The organism is Tropicibacter naphthalenivorans, from assembly GCF_900176475.1.
In the GTDB taxonomy this organism is placed as follows: Bacteria; Pseudomonadota; Alphaproteobacteria; order Rhodobacterales; family Rhodobacteraceae; genus Tropicibacter; species Tropicibacter naphthalenivorans.
This window is the reverse complement of record NZ_FWXX01000008.1, coordinates 64,667-79,305: the sequence shown is the minus strand read 5'-3', so window position 1 is coordinate 79,305 and position 14,639 is coordinate 64,667. Positions and strand designations below refer to the sequence as shown.

Below are 14,639 nucleotides of genomic sequence, written 5' to 3'. Positions count from 1 at the left end.
GCCTTGCAGGGCCGCGCTGTCGATGCGCGTGTTATACAGGCGAAATCCCGCCAAGATCGGCGCAATTGTCGGCAAAGGCGGGGGCCGCGAGCGCGGTACTCATCAAGGCGGCGGTCACGAGAGAACGTGTCATATGTGGGGTCCGTGGTGGCTTGGTGTTTCAAAAGGGGCAGTCACGCCGGGGTGGCTATTCTGGTCGCAGTGACGTATAACTGACTTGCGGTCATATAAATACTGACCGGCGGTCAGTTATCGGGTGAAAATCTCATGACATCGGGGGAAATCCGCTATGCCATTGCCGGAAAACGAAAACGCGCCCGCTCTGACGGCGAGAAAGAGGCGCGGCGCGGCGCGATCTTGAATGCCGCACGGGCGATGATCGGCCAGACCGGCTTTGAGTCGCTGACCATGAACGCCATCGCCAAGGAGGCGGGCGTGTCCAAGGGGACGCTCTATCTATACGCCCGCACCAAGGAAGAGCTGCTGCTGGCGCTCTTTGCTGACGCGATGGAGCAGGTCGTCCAGCAGATCGAGGCAGAGGCGACGCCGGAGACGCTGGCGCGTGTCCTGGTCGATGCGCCCGCGCAGGTGCCGGTGTTTTTGCCGCTGCTGGCGCGGCTGTTCACGGTGATCGAGACCAATATCGCCCCCGAGCCGCTGTTCGAACAAAAACGACGGATGCGCGAGATGGGCCTGCGCGTGGCGCAGGTTCTGGCGGCGCAGACCGGCGCGTCGCTAGAGCGCACGCGCGAAGCCAGCATGGTGCTGATGCTGTCGATGCAGGGCGCGGCGCAGTTCGACATCGCAGCCGCGCGCAAACCCGATGACGTGCCCGAAGACCTCGCGCCGATGTTCGCCAAGGAGACCTTTCGGACCTCTTACGCCATGGCGGTGCGCCTTGTGCTGGACGGGTTAAGCTGATCCCACCGGGCCGTCTTAGGATTCGAGCGCGGCGAGGTTGCGCAGCATCTGTCGCAGAACCCGCTGACAAATCCCGAGGTCTGCAAGGGGGATGCCCTCGATCCTGGCAAGCTCGTTCGCAAGGGCGATGGCCAGAATGCGCCGATGCGCCTCCATGCCAAAGTCGGTCAACTGCCAGGTGCTTTGCCGACCGCCGGTGCCGATCTCTTGGGCGATGACATGGCCGGATGCCGCAAGCGATTTCAGCGCCCGGCTGACCGCGGACGTGTCAAGCTTGACCACCTCGGCGACCCACTGGGCGGTGGTGTCCGGTTCGATGCCGAGCATCGCGATCACCCGCCACTCTGTTATCCCAAGGCCGACTGCGCCGCGAAACCGCGCACCGGTAATCCCTTGGCAGTTGCTGCCTCGCAAGAGGGTGCTCCATCGTCGGTCGTCAATGAAAACCTGATGCTGTGATACGCCATTTTGCGGGGAGTGGCTTCTTGCTTTGGTGTTAAGGCAGACCAGTCCCTTGGATAAGGCGAGGCGGTTTGACAACCCGTCTTGCCTGCGCAAGATGGGCGCCGCACGGGGCGGGCCTGTTCAGGCCGTCACCCAGATAAGAGGCGAAACAGATGCCCTATGCTTTTGACATCCCCAGCGTCTTTGGGCGGTTTAATCCAGACGGGGAGTTTCGGGGCTATTGGCCCCTTGTGGAAGAGTATTACAAAAAGCTGGTCGAGGACGGTAAAACCGAACACGCGTTTTTCACGACTTACAAGCTTGAGCTCTGGAAAGAGTATCACAAGGGAACTGCTGTTATTCCAGACGAGATTTTCCCCCGGTCTTACCACTTGGCAAAGGCCTACAAGTCTCTTGGAGATATCTTTGACGTGGGCTTTGGGCTTTGCCTGTCCCAAGAGGTCAAGGATATCCTGGAGGGGTTGGAGCCCGGACGACATCAAATCGCCCCGATGGACGTGATTTCTTTGACAGGCGAGGCAGTAAAGGGGTCTTACTATTTACTGCGAATCCGAAGCATTCTGGATGCTTTCGACGCTGAAAATAGTGATCCGAACTGCTTTACCAAGGCAAAGAGTGGTCTGATGAGAATAAATGGGACCTCAAAGGATTGTGCTGCGGGAATTGCATTGGATCCGAAGGTGATTGAGGGGCATCACCTCTGGCGTGGCTTTTTCTCTGCGGAAACCGGCATTTCGGGTTTTGATTTTTATGTCTCGGACAGCTTTCATGATGCGATTGCTGCGGCGAAGCTCAAAACACCCAAGTTCATGCGCTTGATGGCGGTTTGAAAAAATCTGCGGGCTTGGGGCGCTCCCTGACAAAAGGGAAAATTGCGCCCCTGATCCTTATTCCGTTGCGGTCACCGCGAGAGTGTCCCACGTCGGGCGGACCGTCTGGCTTAACCAGTCGAATTGCGCCAGACTGGCCTCGTAGCTGTCGTGGCGGTCAAAACAAAGGCGATAACGTCGCTGAACTCGGGATAGGGCCGCAGTTTGGTGCGCCTTCAGGTAGGTCGCGTTGATCATCGCGGTCGTCTTCTCACCGTGTTCCGCCGCCAGCCCGGCCATCATCCGCACGAAGATGCCTTTCTCGCTCCAGCGTTGCCACCGGCTGTAGAGCGTTTTGTGCGGACCATATTCCGCCGGGGCGTCCCGCCAACGCAACCCATTGCGATTAATGAAGATACTACCACAGGACTCCAAGCAAACGCTGGTCCGGTCAGGCTGGAGTATTCACATAATCATGATTACAGGGACTCCGCCGCCCAGGCGCCCCGCGGGCGGGCGCGTCAGTCGCGGTGGCGCAGGGCGTCCAGCACAACCTGAAAGGCCGACGACGGGCGCTGGCGGCTGGGGTAATACAGGTGAAAGCCGGGAAACGACGGGCAGTAATCGTCCAGACAGACCTCCAGCCGCCCTTCCGCGATGTCCTTGGCGGCCAGCCGGTCCGGCACCAAAGCCAAGCCATGCCCGTCCACCGCCGCCCGCAGGATCGGGTGGATCGTGTTGAAACACAGCTGCCCCTGCACCTTGACGTTGATCTCATGGCCGTCGGCGTCTTCGAACTCCCACGCATACAGCGCGCCATGCGTCGACAGCCGCAGGTTGATGCAGCGATGGTCGGACAGATCCTGCGGCGTCTCGGGACGGCCTGCCACCTCGAAATAGCCGGGGGCCGCGACGCAGATCATCCGCTCTTCGGGGCCGATCTTCATGGCGATCATGCCGTCGCTGACCTGATCGCCATAGCGCACCCCCGCATCACACTGCGAGCTGGCCAGATCGGTGTAGCCATAGTCCATGACGAACTCGAGGTTCATCTTGGGGTAGTCTTTCAGCAGCGGCGCCAGCTTGGGCCACAGGATCGTATCAATGGCATATTCCACCGCCACGATCCGCACCGTGCCCGTCGGCTCGTCGCGGGCATCGTTCAGCGCCATAAGCCGCGCTTCGATCTTTTCAAAGCACGGGTTGAGCGTGGCCAGCAGGTCTTCGCCCTCGAGCGTAGGGGCAACCGATCGCGTCGTGCGGGTCAGCAGCCGCAGCCCAAGACGTTGCTCAAGACTCTTGATCTTATGGCTCAGCGCCGATTGCGACACGTTCAGGCGGGCGGCGGCGCGGGTAAAGCTGCGCTCTTCGGCAACGGCGGCCAAGGCAATGAGATCGTTGATATTTTCACGAAGCATGGCAGAGGATTTCCGGTCAAGGACCAAGGTGTTTGCCATACCATATATGCCCCCTGCTCATAAGGTCGAGCGATTATGCGGCGCGCCACGGGGCCAAGCCCGGACGCGCCGTACCTTTGGTCAGTGGTCGTGATACTCTTCGTCGGTCACCAGCGGGCCCCATTCCACGGCAGAGCCGTCCACCGAAGCCTGAATGGCATAGTGCGACATGGCGGTTTTGTCGGTCGCGCCGTGCCAGTGCTCGACGCCCGGCGGGCACCAGACCACGTCACCGGCCTCGATGATGTAGCACGTGCCGCCGCGTTCCTGCGTCCAGCCGGTGCCCGAGGTCACCCCCAGTTGCTGCCCCGCCGGATGCGTGTGCCAAGCCGAGCGCGCGCCGGGCAGAAAGGTCACGTGACCGGCGCTGACGTCGTTCATGTTGGGCGAGAACACCGGCGCCACATAGGCCGTCCCGGTAAAGGTTTCCGCCGCGCCGATTTGCCCTGCAAGCTCGCCCGCCTTGGTCACGGTCATCTCTTGGGCAAAGGCGGCAGGCGCGGACAGGATCAGCGCGAGGGTCGTCAGGGTGCGTTTCATGGGTCGTCTCCTTTTGGACAGAGGCGGCCTTTTGGCCGGTTCGCTGCTAAAGGAGCTAGGCTGGCGCATGCTGTGGATAATGCCCGCATCGCCCATCGCGCCGATGAGGCTGACTCATGGAACCTTTTGCGTTTATCTCAAACGGTTCAGCAAGGCGTCGCCCCGCACCAGACGGTTGATGTTTTCAGCCACGGTCTGGGTCCGCCGCGCGATGGTGCCGGTGGTCCAGCCGGACATATGCGGCGTGATGGTCACGTTTTCCAGTGTGTGAAAGGGGTATTTCGACGGCATCGCGGCGTCCTGCTGCGCGGCGGGATAGCTGTACCACGTGTCGATGACACCGCTCAGCCGCCCGTCTTTCAGCGCGCCCCACAGCGCATCCTCGCAGATTACCGGTCCGCGCCCGACGTTCATCACCAGCGCGCCGTCGGCCATCGCGGCAAGGACGGCGGCGTCGATCAGCCCTTCGGTCGTGTCCGCCAGCGGCAGGGTATTGAGCAGCACGTCCACCTGCCCCGCCATCTCGGCCAGCGCATCGAGGCCGTGCTGCGTCACCCTCGGGTCGCCAATGCGCGAGCGGTTGGCCACATGCACCGTCATGCCAAAGGCGAGCGCCCGCTCCTTGACCGCCTTGCCGATATGGCCGTGGCCAACAATGCCAATGCTCTGCTGGCCCATCTCGGTGCGCAGCCCGCCGGGGCCACCCGCCCAGTACAGCCAGTCGCCCCGCCGCAGCCGCGCGTCCGCATCGGCCAAAGGCACATGCCGCGACAGCAGCGCGGTCATCACGTATTCGGCGATGGCGTTCTCGTGGCCAAAGGCGTTGCACACGGCGCAGCCCTCGGGCAGCGCGTCCATGTCCACCTTGTCGTATCCGGCGGCGGGCAGCTGGAACAGGCGGGCGTTTTGCACCCCTGCCACGCTGTAATGCACGCCGACGACCACGTCGGCCTCGGCCAGCGCCTGCGCTTCGCCCGGCTGATCAGCGGCGTCCGAGATCACGGTGATCTGGTGCGGGGCGTCCAACTGCTCGGCCAGCCCCGGCTGAAAGGTCGAAGCGTTGGCCCCGTAAAAGACGATTTTCGTGGTCATAGCAGCCCCTCAGAGAACGGAAATCATGCCGCCATCGGCATAGATGATCTGCCCCGACACATAGTTCGACGCATCGGACGCGAGGTAGATGCAGGTGCCCGCCAGCTCCTGCGGCAAGCCCCAGCGGCGCATGGGCGTGCGCCCCTTGACCCAAGCGTCAAACTCAGGGTTCGACAGCAGCGCCTCGTTCATGTCGGTGACCATGTAGCCGGGGCCTATGGCATTGGCCTGAATGCCTTTTTCGCCCCACTCGGCGGCCATCGCCTTGGTCAGCATCTTGATGCCGCCCTTGGCGACGGTGTAGGGCGCGACGGTGGCGCGGGCCAATTCCGAGGTCAGCGAGCCGATGTTGATCACCTTGCCCCGGCCCCGTTCGGCCATACGCTTGGCCGCCTCCCGGCCCACGACAAACGCCGCCGTCAGATTGATGTCCAGTACGCGCTGCCAGTCGGCGGTCTCCAGCTCCAGCATGGGTTTGCGGAACTGGATGCCGGCGTTGTTCACGAGGATGTCGACCGCGATGCCGTCAGCATCCAAAGCCTCGAACGCCGCCACGATCGCCGCCTCATCCGCCACGTCAAAGGCGCAAGTGAGCACGTCAAAGCCCTGCGCGCGCATCTCTGCCGCGGCCTGCTCCAGTCGCTCCGTCGAAACCCCGTTCAAGATCACCCGCGCGCCTGCACCCGCCAGCCCTTGGGCAAAGGCCCGGCCCAGACCCCGCGACGATCCGGTAATCAAGGCAGTCCGCCCGGAAAGATCAAACAAATTCAGGCTCATGACGCCTCCGATACACGTGTTGTCAGGTCAGAGCGGTCAAAGAACTGCGGCACCAATTCGGTCCCCAGCCCCGGCCCCTCCATCGGGTAGACATAGCCGCCTTCGATGCGCGGCACCTCTGTCACCAGCTCCTTGTACCAGCCATTGTAGAAGGCGCGCACGCTCTCTTGGATCAGGGTGTTGGGCTGGCTAAAGCTCATGTGGATGGCGGCGGCAAAGCCCACCGGACCGATGCAGTCATGCGGCGCAAAGGGGCGGTGGTGCAGGTCCGCCAGCGCGGCGATCTTGCGCCCCTCGGTCAGCCCGCCGGTCCAGCACAGGTCCGCCATGACCACATGCGCCGCGTCCCGGTCGAGGTAATCCTTGTAGGCGAACCTTGACCCCAGCGTCTCCGACGCGCAGGTCCAGACATGCGTGCTGCGCGCGAACTCGGCCAAGGCCTGCGGGTTGTTCATGCGGATCGGGTCCTCAAACCAGCGGGGGGCGTAGTCCTCCAAGACGCGCGCGATGTCCTTGGCCACGGGCAGGTTCCACAGGCAATGCAGCTCGACCATGATCTCCATCCGGTCGCCCACGGCTTTGCGGATCTGCTCGAAGGGTTTGACGGCGGTTTTCATCTGCTCTGCGGTGATGAACTGCCCCTTGTTCTCGATCGCGGGCGGATCGAACGGCCAGATTTTCATCGCCGTGATCCCCTGCGACAGCAGGTCTTCGGCGAGCGCGCCAGCGTCGGTCATAAAGGCGTCGAGGTCCTCAAACCGCCCCGCACCCCGGTTCCACGTGTCCACCGGCCGGATTGAGTTGGTGCGCACATAGCGCGTGCCCGCACAGGTGTTATAGACGCGGACGCGGTCCCAGGACTGCCCGCCCATCATCACGTGCACCGGCTGCCCGGCCACCTTGCCAAAGATGTCCCACAGCGCGATGTCGATGGCAGAGGCGGCGCGATACTCCACCCCGGTCGAGGCCTGCGCATTGGGCAGGCTCACCATCTCGCGGTGCAACGCCTCGATGTTCAGGGGGTTCTGCCCCAACAGACGCCCCGCCAGCGTATTGTGAATATGCGCGGCGCAGGCCTCGGCCCCGTAGAACGTCTCGCCCAGCCCGGTGATCCCGGCGTCGGTCTCCACATGCACCCAAAGCACGTTGGCAAATTCCTCGGCCCGATAGGTCCGAATGGCGGTGATCTTCATGGCGGCCTCCCTGCCCTGCTAGAGACCCTCCCTAAAGATTTCCCGCCGTAACGCCAGTTTGAGGTTACAATTCGGGGCTAATTGTCAGACAATCCATGTCAAATCCCCCAGCCAAAGCCGCAAAATGCCCGAAACTGCCGCCAGCCTCCCTGAAATCGCTATGCAAGGCATCCGAGACCTGATCCGCACCCAAGGCCTGCGCCCCGGCGATGCCCTGCCCTCCGAAAGCGCGCTGGCCGCGCACCTCGGCGTGTCGCGCCCGATCACCCGCGAGGCGCTGCGCGGGCTGGCCACCTTGCGCATCCTCGACATCGGCGGCTCACGGCGGGCCCGCGTGGCCATGCCCGACGCAGGCCCGCTCGCGCTTGTGCTGAACCACGCGACGCAAGCCAACAGCCTCACCATCCAGCAAATCCTGGACGTGCGCCGCAGCTTGGAAATGCGCACCGTCAGCCTCGCCGCCCTGCGCCGCAGCGACGCGCAGGCCAAAGACCTGCTCGACCTTACCGCCGCCATGCTCAAAGCGCTTCAGGGCGGCCACACCGACCTGATGGAACTGGACATCCGCTTTCACGCGACCATCGCCGCCGCCTCGGGCAATCCGCTGTATGCCATGCTGGTCGACAGCCTCAGCGACATCACCCGGCAGACATGGACCATCGGTTGGCACGCCCGCAGCACCTACGACAACCGCCTTGAAAACATCAAATGCCACGAGCGCATCGCCACAGCGATCCTCGCCCAAAACGCCACCCGCGCGGAAACAGCCATGTCCGATCACTTCGACAGCGCCATCACCACGCTCTTGCGCGCCGGTGTCACCTGACGGACGCCGCCCGCACCACGCTCCCGTCTTCTTCTCTTGAAAAATATCCCGGGGGGAATGCCCAACGGGCAGGGGGGGCAGAGCCCCCTCCACCCCTACCCTAAAGACCGCCGCAGGAAATCCAGCACCAACTCGGCAATCCGCGGCGCAACAGCGGGGTCCATGTGAAGATGGTGATCGCCCGGCAGATCGTGCCGCTCATAGCGCGCAATCAACGCCGCCCCCCGCTCGGCCAAAGCCACTGTCTGCGGCCGCCGCGCCAGCAACCCATCCTGCCCCCAGATGTTCAGCACCGGGCACTGGATCGCGCGCATCACGTCTTCGACCTGCGCTTGGGTCAGCTTGATCGCGGAACTGGCAAACATGCGCGCATCCCCCCGCAGGCGAAATCCCCCCTCGTCCTCTTCCAAAGCGCGCGCGGCCAAGGCGTACGAGACATGCTCGGGGTTGCCTTGGTGCCGCCGCCGCGCCGCGTAGGCGTCCTTGCTCTCGAACACGCGCGGGGGCCGTGCGGCCACTTTGCGCGTCTCTTCGATAAAGGCGCGCAGCGTCGTCACCACGCTGGCCTCCACCGGCTCGGGCGTCAGGCAATCAATCGAGATCAGCGCCCGCACCCGGTCTGGCTGGGCGGCGGTGAACAGCGCGCTGATATTGGCCCCGCGCGAATGCCCCATCAGCACGCAAGACTCCCACCCAAGCTGGTCCAGCACCTGCGCAACCTGCGGCAGGTCATCCCAGATATTATAGGTCGCATGGGGCGCGCGATGCCCGCTCAGCCCCTGCCCGCTCAGGTCCAGCGCCACCACGTGGCACCCCTCCAGCAGCGGCGCGAGCACGGCAAAGCTCTCGGCGTGGTCCATCCAGCCGTGCAGCGCCAGCACCGGCACGCCGTCCTGTGGCCCCCATTCCAACCCGGCCAGCTCGAGGCCGTCGACGATCCAGTGACAGGGGCGCGCTTTGGTCTGCATCTTTTGGCCTTTCATTAGCTGCCCCCGGTCTAGCGCATCGCGCAAAGGGGCGAAACCGCCCCGCTTTGCCCATAAATCGGCCAAGTGTCGCTGCCCGCCCTCAAGAGGCGCATTTTTCACTGGCACTCATACGGAATTTGCCATGTACGGGGCGCAAAACAACGCGACAGGATTCCCGTCATGCGCATCAGGTTCGATAACGGTCCGGGAGGGAACGCCTCGGGCTTTGACCACCCCATCCGGCTGATCGAGGCGCACACACCCCAAGAGGTGCCCGCCGCCTTTGCCGCGCTGGAAACCGCCAAGGCCAGCGGCCACTGGCTGGCCGGATACGCCAGCTACGAACTGGGCTACGTGCTAGAGCCGCGGCTGGCCGCGTTGATGCCCGTCCAGCGCCGGATGCCGCTGCTGTCCTTTGGTGTCTATGACGCGCCGCAACAGCCCGCGCCGCTTGGGGGCGATGGTTTTGAGCTGGGGGAATTCATCCCCGACTGGGACTCCGCCCGCTATGCGCAGGCCTTTGACGCGGTGCGCGATCACATTGGCGCGGGCGACATCTATCAGGCGAACCTGACCATGCCTTTGCGGGCCACGTTCAAGGGCGATCCGCGCGGGCTTTATGCCGCTTTGGCGCGGCGGCAGCCGGTGGCCCATGGGGCGCTGATCGAACCGGCGGAGGGTCCGGCGATCCTGTCGCGCTCGCCAGAGCTGTTCTTTCGCGTTGACGCGGACGGCACCATCGCCACCCGCCCGATGAAAGGCACCGCCCCGCGCGGCGCCACCCCCGCCGAGGACACAAAGCTGCGCGATGCCCTGACGCAGGACGAAAAGACCCTCGCCGAAAACCTGATGATCGTCGATCTTTTGCGCAACGATCTGTCGCGCATCGCCCAGCCGGGCAGCGTCCGCGTGCCCGAGCTGTTCAAGGTCGAAACCTACGAGACGGTTCACCAGGTCGTCAGCCAGGTCGAGGCGCAGCTGGCCACAGGCACAGGGCTTGCAGACATCCTGACGGCGATTTTCCCTTGCGGGTCGATCACCGGGGCGCCGAAAATCCGCTCGATGCAGATCATCCGCGCGCTGGAACAGCACCCGCGCGAGGCATACTGCGGGGCCATCGGCTGGGCCGCGCCGGACGGACGCGCGTCGTTCAATGTGGCCATCCGCACGCTTTTGGTGGAAAACGGGCAGGCGGTGCTGAACGTCGGCGGCGGTCTGGTCTGGGACAGCCGCGCCGACAGCGAATATGAGGAAGCCCTATGGAAGAGCCGTTTCGCCACGTTCCAGCCGGAACCCGCCTGATCGAGACCATGCTCTGGCAGCCGGGGGTGGGCGTGGCCTTGGCCCGGCGGCACCGGGACCGGATGTGCCTGTCGGCGCGCCGCTTGGGCTTTGACTTTGACCCGGCGGGGTTCGATGCGGCCTTGGCGGGGGTCACGGGCGACGCCCCGCAGCGGTTGCGCCTGACCCTTGGCGCGGAGGGGCTGGAGATGACCCAAGGCACCGTTCCGCCCCCGGCGACCCTGTGGCGGGTGGCCATCGCGCCCCAGCGGCTGTCTGCGCGCGATCCGTGGCTGGGGGTCAAATCCACCCGGCGCGCCCTGTACGATAGCGCTCGTGCCGCCCTGCCCCAAGGCCTCGACGAGGTGATTTTCCTCAATGAAATGGGCCAAGCCTGCGAAGGCACGATCACCAACCTACTGGTAAAGGTGGATGGGATGTGGGTCACGCCGCCGCTGTCCGATGGCGTGCTGCCCGGTGTGATGCGGGCCGAGCTGCTGGCCACGGGTCAGGCCCGCGTCGCTAGCATCCCGGCGGCACAACTGGACCGCGCCCCGCGTCTTGCGCTGTGCAACGCCCTGCGCGGCCTGATCCCGGCGCAGCTTATACCCTAAGGCAAAAGGCGGCCCACCCCTCGGCGCGCCGCCCCCCGTACTTAGTCCGCCGACATCAGCGACAGCCCCAGCATGGCGCGCCGCCGCAGCCACAGGCTTGGGCGATAGCGTTCGGAGCCGGTGACCGCCTGCAAGCCCTGCATGGTCGCCAGCAGCCGCTCGCGGCCCACCTCGTCGCCATAGCTCAGCGGGTTCATGGGATAGTTCAGACCCATGGTCATGGCCTTGCCGAGGTCTTCGGGCGAGCCCACGCCGATCTGCGCCATCTCGCAGCACAGGTTGACGATCATCGCGATGATGCGCGGGGCGACAAAACCGGGGCTGTCCTTGATCACCTCGACGTGCAGGCCCGCGCCTTGCAGCCAAGAGGTCACGCCCTCCAGCGCGTCATTGCCGCCGGGGGCGGTCATCACCGTGACGATCCCCATGGCCGCGCCGGACAGGTCCACCGCCACCGTGCGCCGCGCGTCCAGCCCAAGGCGATGCACAACCGTGGTGCAATCCTCGCCCAAGGGCGCAACCAAAATCGGTGCGGTGCCATTATCGGCCTGCACGTTCAGCCCCTTGTCCGCCAGAGCGCCAAACGCGTCCGCAAATTGGCCCGGCACATGCGCCGCAAGCTCGGTCACCGGCCCCGCTTCGGGCGGCACCGGCAGCTTGGGCAGGTCTTGCGAATAGTCATAAAACCCCTGCCCGACCTTGCGGCCCAGACGCCCTGCCTCGACCATATAGCCGTGACGCGGCGTGGTGCGCAGGCGCGCGTCGTTGTGGTAGCCGTCAAAGATGAACGTCGACACCGGATAATTGGTGTCGATCCCCGTCAGGTCCATCAGCTCGAACGGACCCATGCGAAAGCCCCCCGCCATCTTCATGATGCGGTCGATCTGCTCGGGCGGGGCGACGCCCTCGGCCTCGATGTGCAACCCTTCGGTGTAATACGCGCGGCCCCCGAGGTTGACGATAAAGCCGGGGCCGTCCTTGGCGATCACCGGCACCTTGCCCATCTGCTTGGACACGGCGACGGTGGTCTCGGTCACATCGGCGCTGGTGGCCGCGCCGGGGATCACCTCGACCAGCTTCATCAGCGGCACAGGGTTGAAGAAGTGCATCCCCACCACGCGATCCTTTTGCGCGCAGTTCTTGGCAATCGACGCAATCGACAGCGAAGAGGTGTTGGACGCGAGGATCGTCTGCTCGCCCCCGTCCCAGCGAAAGGCCACACGGTCCGGGAACCGCCGCAGCGCGCGCAAGGCCAGCGTCGCGTCGGTGGGGTTGTCCTGCATGTTGGCGTGCAAATGATCGGTCATCTTTCCTCTCCTCCCCCTGTGCGACAAAGGGCGCAGGCCATAGCTGTCCCGCACGGTCCCCCGCAGGGACCGCGTTCGGGTCTTTCCTCTTGTTCCTTTGTTCAGCCCCGCGCGACCCCCAAGGTCACCAGGGCGAGCGCCAGCCCAGCTTTGCCGCCAAATGGACAAGGCGGGGCCCGTATTCCTGTTCCAGCTTGGCCGGGTCCAGCACAAAGGCCGGCCCACCGCAGTTCATCGCCATATAGGTCTGGTGGTCGGCATCGTAGACCGGCGTCGCCACGGCGCGCACGTTCGACCGCCACTCGCGATCCACCATGCAAAAGCCGCGGGTGCGCACCTGTTCGATGGCGCGCTCGATACGGTCCTTCATGGCGGGCCATTCCGCACCGTACAGCACCTCCCAGCGGGCGTATTTCGCCGCCAAAGCGTCGTCCGGCAGGCACGCCAGATAGGCCCGCCCCACCGAGGTGTTCGCCATGCCGATGCGCGCGCCCACGTCCAGCAGCAACCCGTCAGAGCCGGGCGCGGCGTTGGCCGCCACATAGACCATCGTGTCCTCTTCGGGCCAGGCCAGCGCCACAGACGCGTTCGACGCGGTGGCGATTTCCTGCATCCCGGCCTGCGCCATCTGCCGCACGCGCAGCTTGCCCAGCACCGTGTAGCCCAGCGTCAGCAGCGTCGGGCTGGGGTAGTATTTGCGCGCGTTGTCGCGTTTGAGATACCCCAGCTCGGTCAGCGTATGGGTCAGCCGCGTTACCGTCGCCTTGGCGATGCCGGTGCTTTCGGACAGCTCGTTGTTGCCCATCGCCCCGTCCCGCAGGCGGAACGCCTGAAGGATCTGCATGGCGCGGGCCACCGACCAGATGAACTTGCGATCCTCGCCGTACTCCTCTTCGAGCGATTCCAGCGACCGAGAGGCAAAGACGCGCGCAGGGGCCGACGGATGCGGGCTGCCCTCGTTTTTCAGCTTTGTCTCGGTCATCGGTGTCTCCTGTCCGGCCTGTCGCACTGCCGCTCCGCTTATTGCATCAGGTTCGGCAGGGCGAGACTGATTTGCGGAAATGCGATGATAAGGCCCATGATAAAGACTTCGGCCACAAGGAACCACATCACGCCTTTGAAAATCTCTTTCAGTTCGACCTCATCGCCCAGCACGCCTTTGACGACAAACACGTTCAGGCCAACAGGCGGGGTCAGCAGGCCGATCTCGATCATCTTGACGATGATGACGCCCATCCAGATCAGGTTCGTCTCCAGTGCGTCAAAGGCGGGCAGCAGGATCGGCAGGGTGATCAGCAGGATGCCGATCGGGTCAAGGAACATCCCGAGGATCAGGTAAACTCCGATCACCACGAACACCAACTGCATGGCGGTCATGTTCGACTGTTCGATAAAGTTGCCGATGATTGGCGGGATGCCCGACAGCGCCAGCAGCTTGGCAAACAGCGCCGCGCCAAGCGCGACAAAGAACACCGACGCCGAGCTGGTCACCGCATCGGTGACGGAATCGCGCAGGAACTTGATGCTAAAGCTGCCGCGCAGCACCACCAGCAGCAGCGTCGCGATCAACCCCAGCGCGGCGGCCTCTGTCGCGGTGGCAAAGCCGCCATAGATCGAGCCAGTGACCACCAGCATCAAAAAGGGGATCGGCCAGATTTCCTTCAGCACCCCAAGACGGTCGGCCCAAGTGTAATGATCGTTCACCGCCGGGGCGAGCGAGGGGTCCAGCTTGACCCGCGTGATGATCAGCGCGGTATAGGCCAGCGCGGTCAGGATCCCCGGCAGCAGACCCGCCATCAGCAGCTGGCCGACGTTCTCCGAGGTGGCCCACGCATAGACCACGAACAGGATCGACGGCGGGATCAGCGCGCCAATGGTGCCCGCGCAGGCAATCACAGAGGTCGCCAGCGACGGCGCATAGCCCGCTTTGAGCATTTCCGGTGCCGCCAGCCGCGTCATCGCCGCCGAGGTCGCAATGGAAGAGCCGGACGAGGCCGCAAACATCGCCGTCGCCGCGTTTGTCGCCACCGCAAGGCCCCCCGGCAGACGGCTTAGCCAGATGCGCCCGGCCTTGAACAGAGAGGTGGTCAGCCCGCCCTGAAAGGCAAAGGCCCCCATCAGCAGGAACATCGGGATCGCGCTCAGCGTCCAATGTGCGGCGAAATCATGCGTCTCGGACCCCATCATCGCCATGGCGGCGCGCGGGCCTCGGATCATCAGGATGCCCCCGGCGGACACCAGCGACAGCGCAATCGCGATGGGCATCCGAAGCGCCAGCAGCACAAACAGCATCAGCAGCGCAAAAATAAAGACGGTTGCAGGTTCCATGGGCGGATATCATTCCAAGTCTAAAGTAGTCGGTTAGGCGAAGGGCTTGGGCGCGCGGGCC

The 14,639-nt window shown here is 64.3% G+C and carries 15 protein-coding genes and 1 pseudogene; 5 read left to right on the top strand and 11 right to left on the bottom strand.

What is annotated here, in order from left to right; translation table 11 throughout:
- Positions 1-267: 267 nt before the first annotated feature.
- On the top strand, positions 268-921 hold the full coding sequence (locus B9A11_RS15850) for a TetR/AcrR family transcriptional regulator (RefSeq protein ID WP_058248787.1): 654 nt from the start codon (positions 268-270) through the stop codon (positions 919-921).
- 15 nt (positions 922-936) lie between these two features.
- On the opposite strand, the gene B9A11_RS15845 is transcribed toward B9A11_RS15850, so the two are convergent.
- Complete coding sequence (locus tag B9A11_RS15845; RefSeq protein ID WP_143595905.1) at positions 937-1,335, bottom strand: MarR family winged helix-turn-helix transcriptional regulator; 399 nt, start codon at positions 1,333-1,335, stop codon at positions 937-939.
- A 203-nt stretch (positions 1,336-1,538) separates the two neighbouring features.
- Between B9A11_RS15845 and B9A11_RS15840 the strand changes: the two genes are divergently transcribed.
- The gene (locus tag B9A11_RS15840; protein ID WP_058248785.1) at positions 1,539-2,216 is read left to right on the top strand and encodes an imm11 family protein; all 678 of its coding nucleotides are present in this window, start codon (positions 1,539-1,541) and stop codon (positions 2,214-2,216) included.
- A 177-nt stretch (positions 2,217-2,393) separates the two neighbouring features.
- Here the strand turns inward: B9A11_RS15840 and B9A11_RS15835 are convergent.
- The 6 genes and pseudogenes from B9A11_RS15835 to B9A11_RS15810 form a co-directional block, all read right to left on the bottom strand.
- Positions 2,394-2,618: pseudogene (locus B9A11_RS15835) on the bottom strand (transposase); the annotation flags it as partial.
- 98 nt (positions 2,619-2,716) lie between these two features.
- Positions 2,717-3,652, bottom strand: coding sequence for a LysR family transcriptional regulator (locus B9A11_RS15830; RefSeq protein WP_234988871.1), 936 nt, complete (start codon positions 3,650-3,652; stop codon positions 2,717-2,719).
- 81 nt (positions 3,653-3,733) lie between these two features.
- Entirely contained in the window at positions 3,734-4,192 is a 459-nt protein-coding gene (locus B9A11_RS15825; RefSeq protein ID WP_058248784.1) for a (R)-mandelonitrile lyase, read from the bottom strand.
- Between the two features lie 132 nt (positions 4,193-4,324).
- The gene (locus B9A11_RS15820; RefSeq protein ID WP_058248783.1) at positions 4,325-5,284 is read right to left on the bottom strand and encodes a 2-hydroxyacid dehydrogenase; all 960 of its coding nucleotides are present in this window, start codon (positions 5,282-5,284) and stop codon (positions 4,325-4,327) included.
- A gap of 9 nt (positions 5,285-5,293) precedes the next feature.
- Positions 5,294-6,061, bottom strand: coding sequence for an SDR family oxidoreductase (locus tag B9A11_RS15815; protein WP_058248782.1), 768 nt, complete (start codon positions 6,059-6,061; stop codon positions 5,294-5,296).
- Positions 6,058-7,254 carry a mandelate racemase/muconate lactonizing enzyme family protein gene (locus B9A11_RS15810; RefSeq protein ID WP_058248781.1) on the bottom strand — a complete coding sequence of 399 codons (1,197 nt, stop codon included), beginning with the start codon at positions 7,252-7,254 and terminating at the stop codon, positions 6,058-6,060. The genes B9A11_RS15815 and B9A11_RS15810 overlap by 4 nt, the downstream gene beginning before the upstream one ends.
- A 124-nt stretch (positions 7,255-7,378) precedes the next feature.
- Here B9A11_RS15810 and B9A11_RS15805 point away from each other — a divergent pair, with 124 nt between their 5' ends.
- Positions 7,379-8,080, top strand: coding sequence for a FadR/GntR family transcriptional regulator (locus B9A11_RS15805; protein WP_058248780.1), 702 nt, complete (start codon positions 7,379-7,381; stop codon positions 8,078-8,080).
- Between the two features lie 95 nt (positions 8,081-8,175).
- Here B9A11_RS15805 and B9A11_RS15800 read toward each other — a convergent pair whose 3' ends face one another.
- Positions 8,176-9,048: an alpha/beta fold hydrolase gene (locus B9A11_RS15800; protein ID WP_058248865.1), complete on the bottom strand. Its 873-nt coding sequence runs from the start codon at positions 9,046-9,048 to the stop codon at positions 8,176-8,178.
- Between the two features lie 180 nt (positions 9,049-9,228).
- Here B9A11_RS15800 and B9A11_RS15795 point away from each other — a divergent pair, with 180 nt between their 5' ends.
- The gene (locus B9A11_RS15795; protein WP_058248779.1) at positions 9,229-10,350 is read left to right on the top strand and encodes an aminodeoxychorismate synthase component I; all 1,122 of its coding nucleotides are present in this window, start codon (positions 9,229-9,231) and stop codon (positions 10,348-10,350) included.
- On the top strand, positions 10,308-10,943 hold the full coding sequence (locus tag B9A11_RS15790; RefSeq protein WP_058248778.1) for an aminotransferase class IV family protein: 636 nt from the start codon (positions 10,308-10,310) through the stop codon (positions 10,941-10,943). The genes B9A11_RS15795 and B9A11_RS15790 overlap by 43 nt, the downstream gene beginning before the upstream one ends.
- Before the next feature lie 41 nt (positions 10,944-10,984).
- On the opposite strand, the gene B9A11_RS15785 is transcribed toward B9A11_RS15790, so the two are convergent.
- From B9A11_RS15785 to B9A11_RS15775, 3 genes are all read right to left on the bottom strand, one after another.
- Positions 10,985-12,250: a 3-hydroxyacyl-CoA dehydrogenase family protein gene (locus tag B9A11_RS15785; protein ID WP_058248777.1), complete on the bottom strand. Its 1,266-nt coding sequence runs from the start codon at positions 12,248-12,250 to the stop codon at positions 10,985-10,987.
- 124 nt (positions 12,251-12,374) lie between these two features.
- Entirely contained in the window at positions 12,375-13,232 is an 858-nt protein-coding gene (locus B9A11_RS15780; RefSeq protein WP_058248776.1) for an IclR family transcriptional regulator, read from the bottom strand.
- A gap of 38 nt (positions 13,233-13,270) precedes the next feature.
- A complete protein-coding gene (locus B9A11_RS15775) occupies positions 13,271-14,578 on the bottom strand; it encodes a TRAP transporter large permease (RefSeq protein ID WP_058248775.1) in 1,308 nt (435 codons plus the stop codon).
- Positions 14,579-14,639 lie beyond the last annotated feature (61 nt).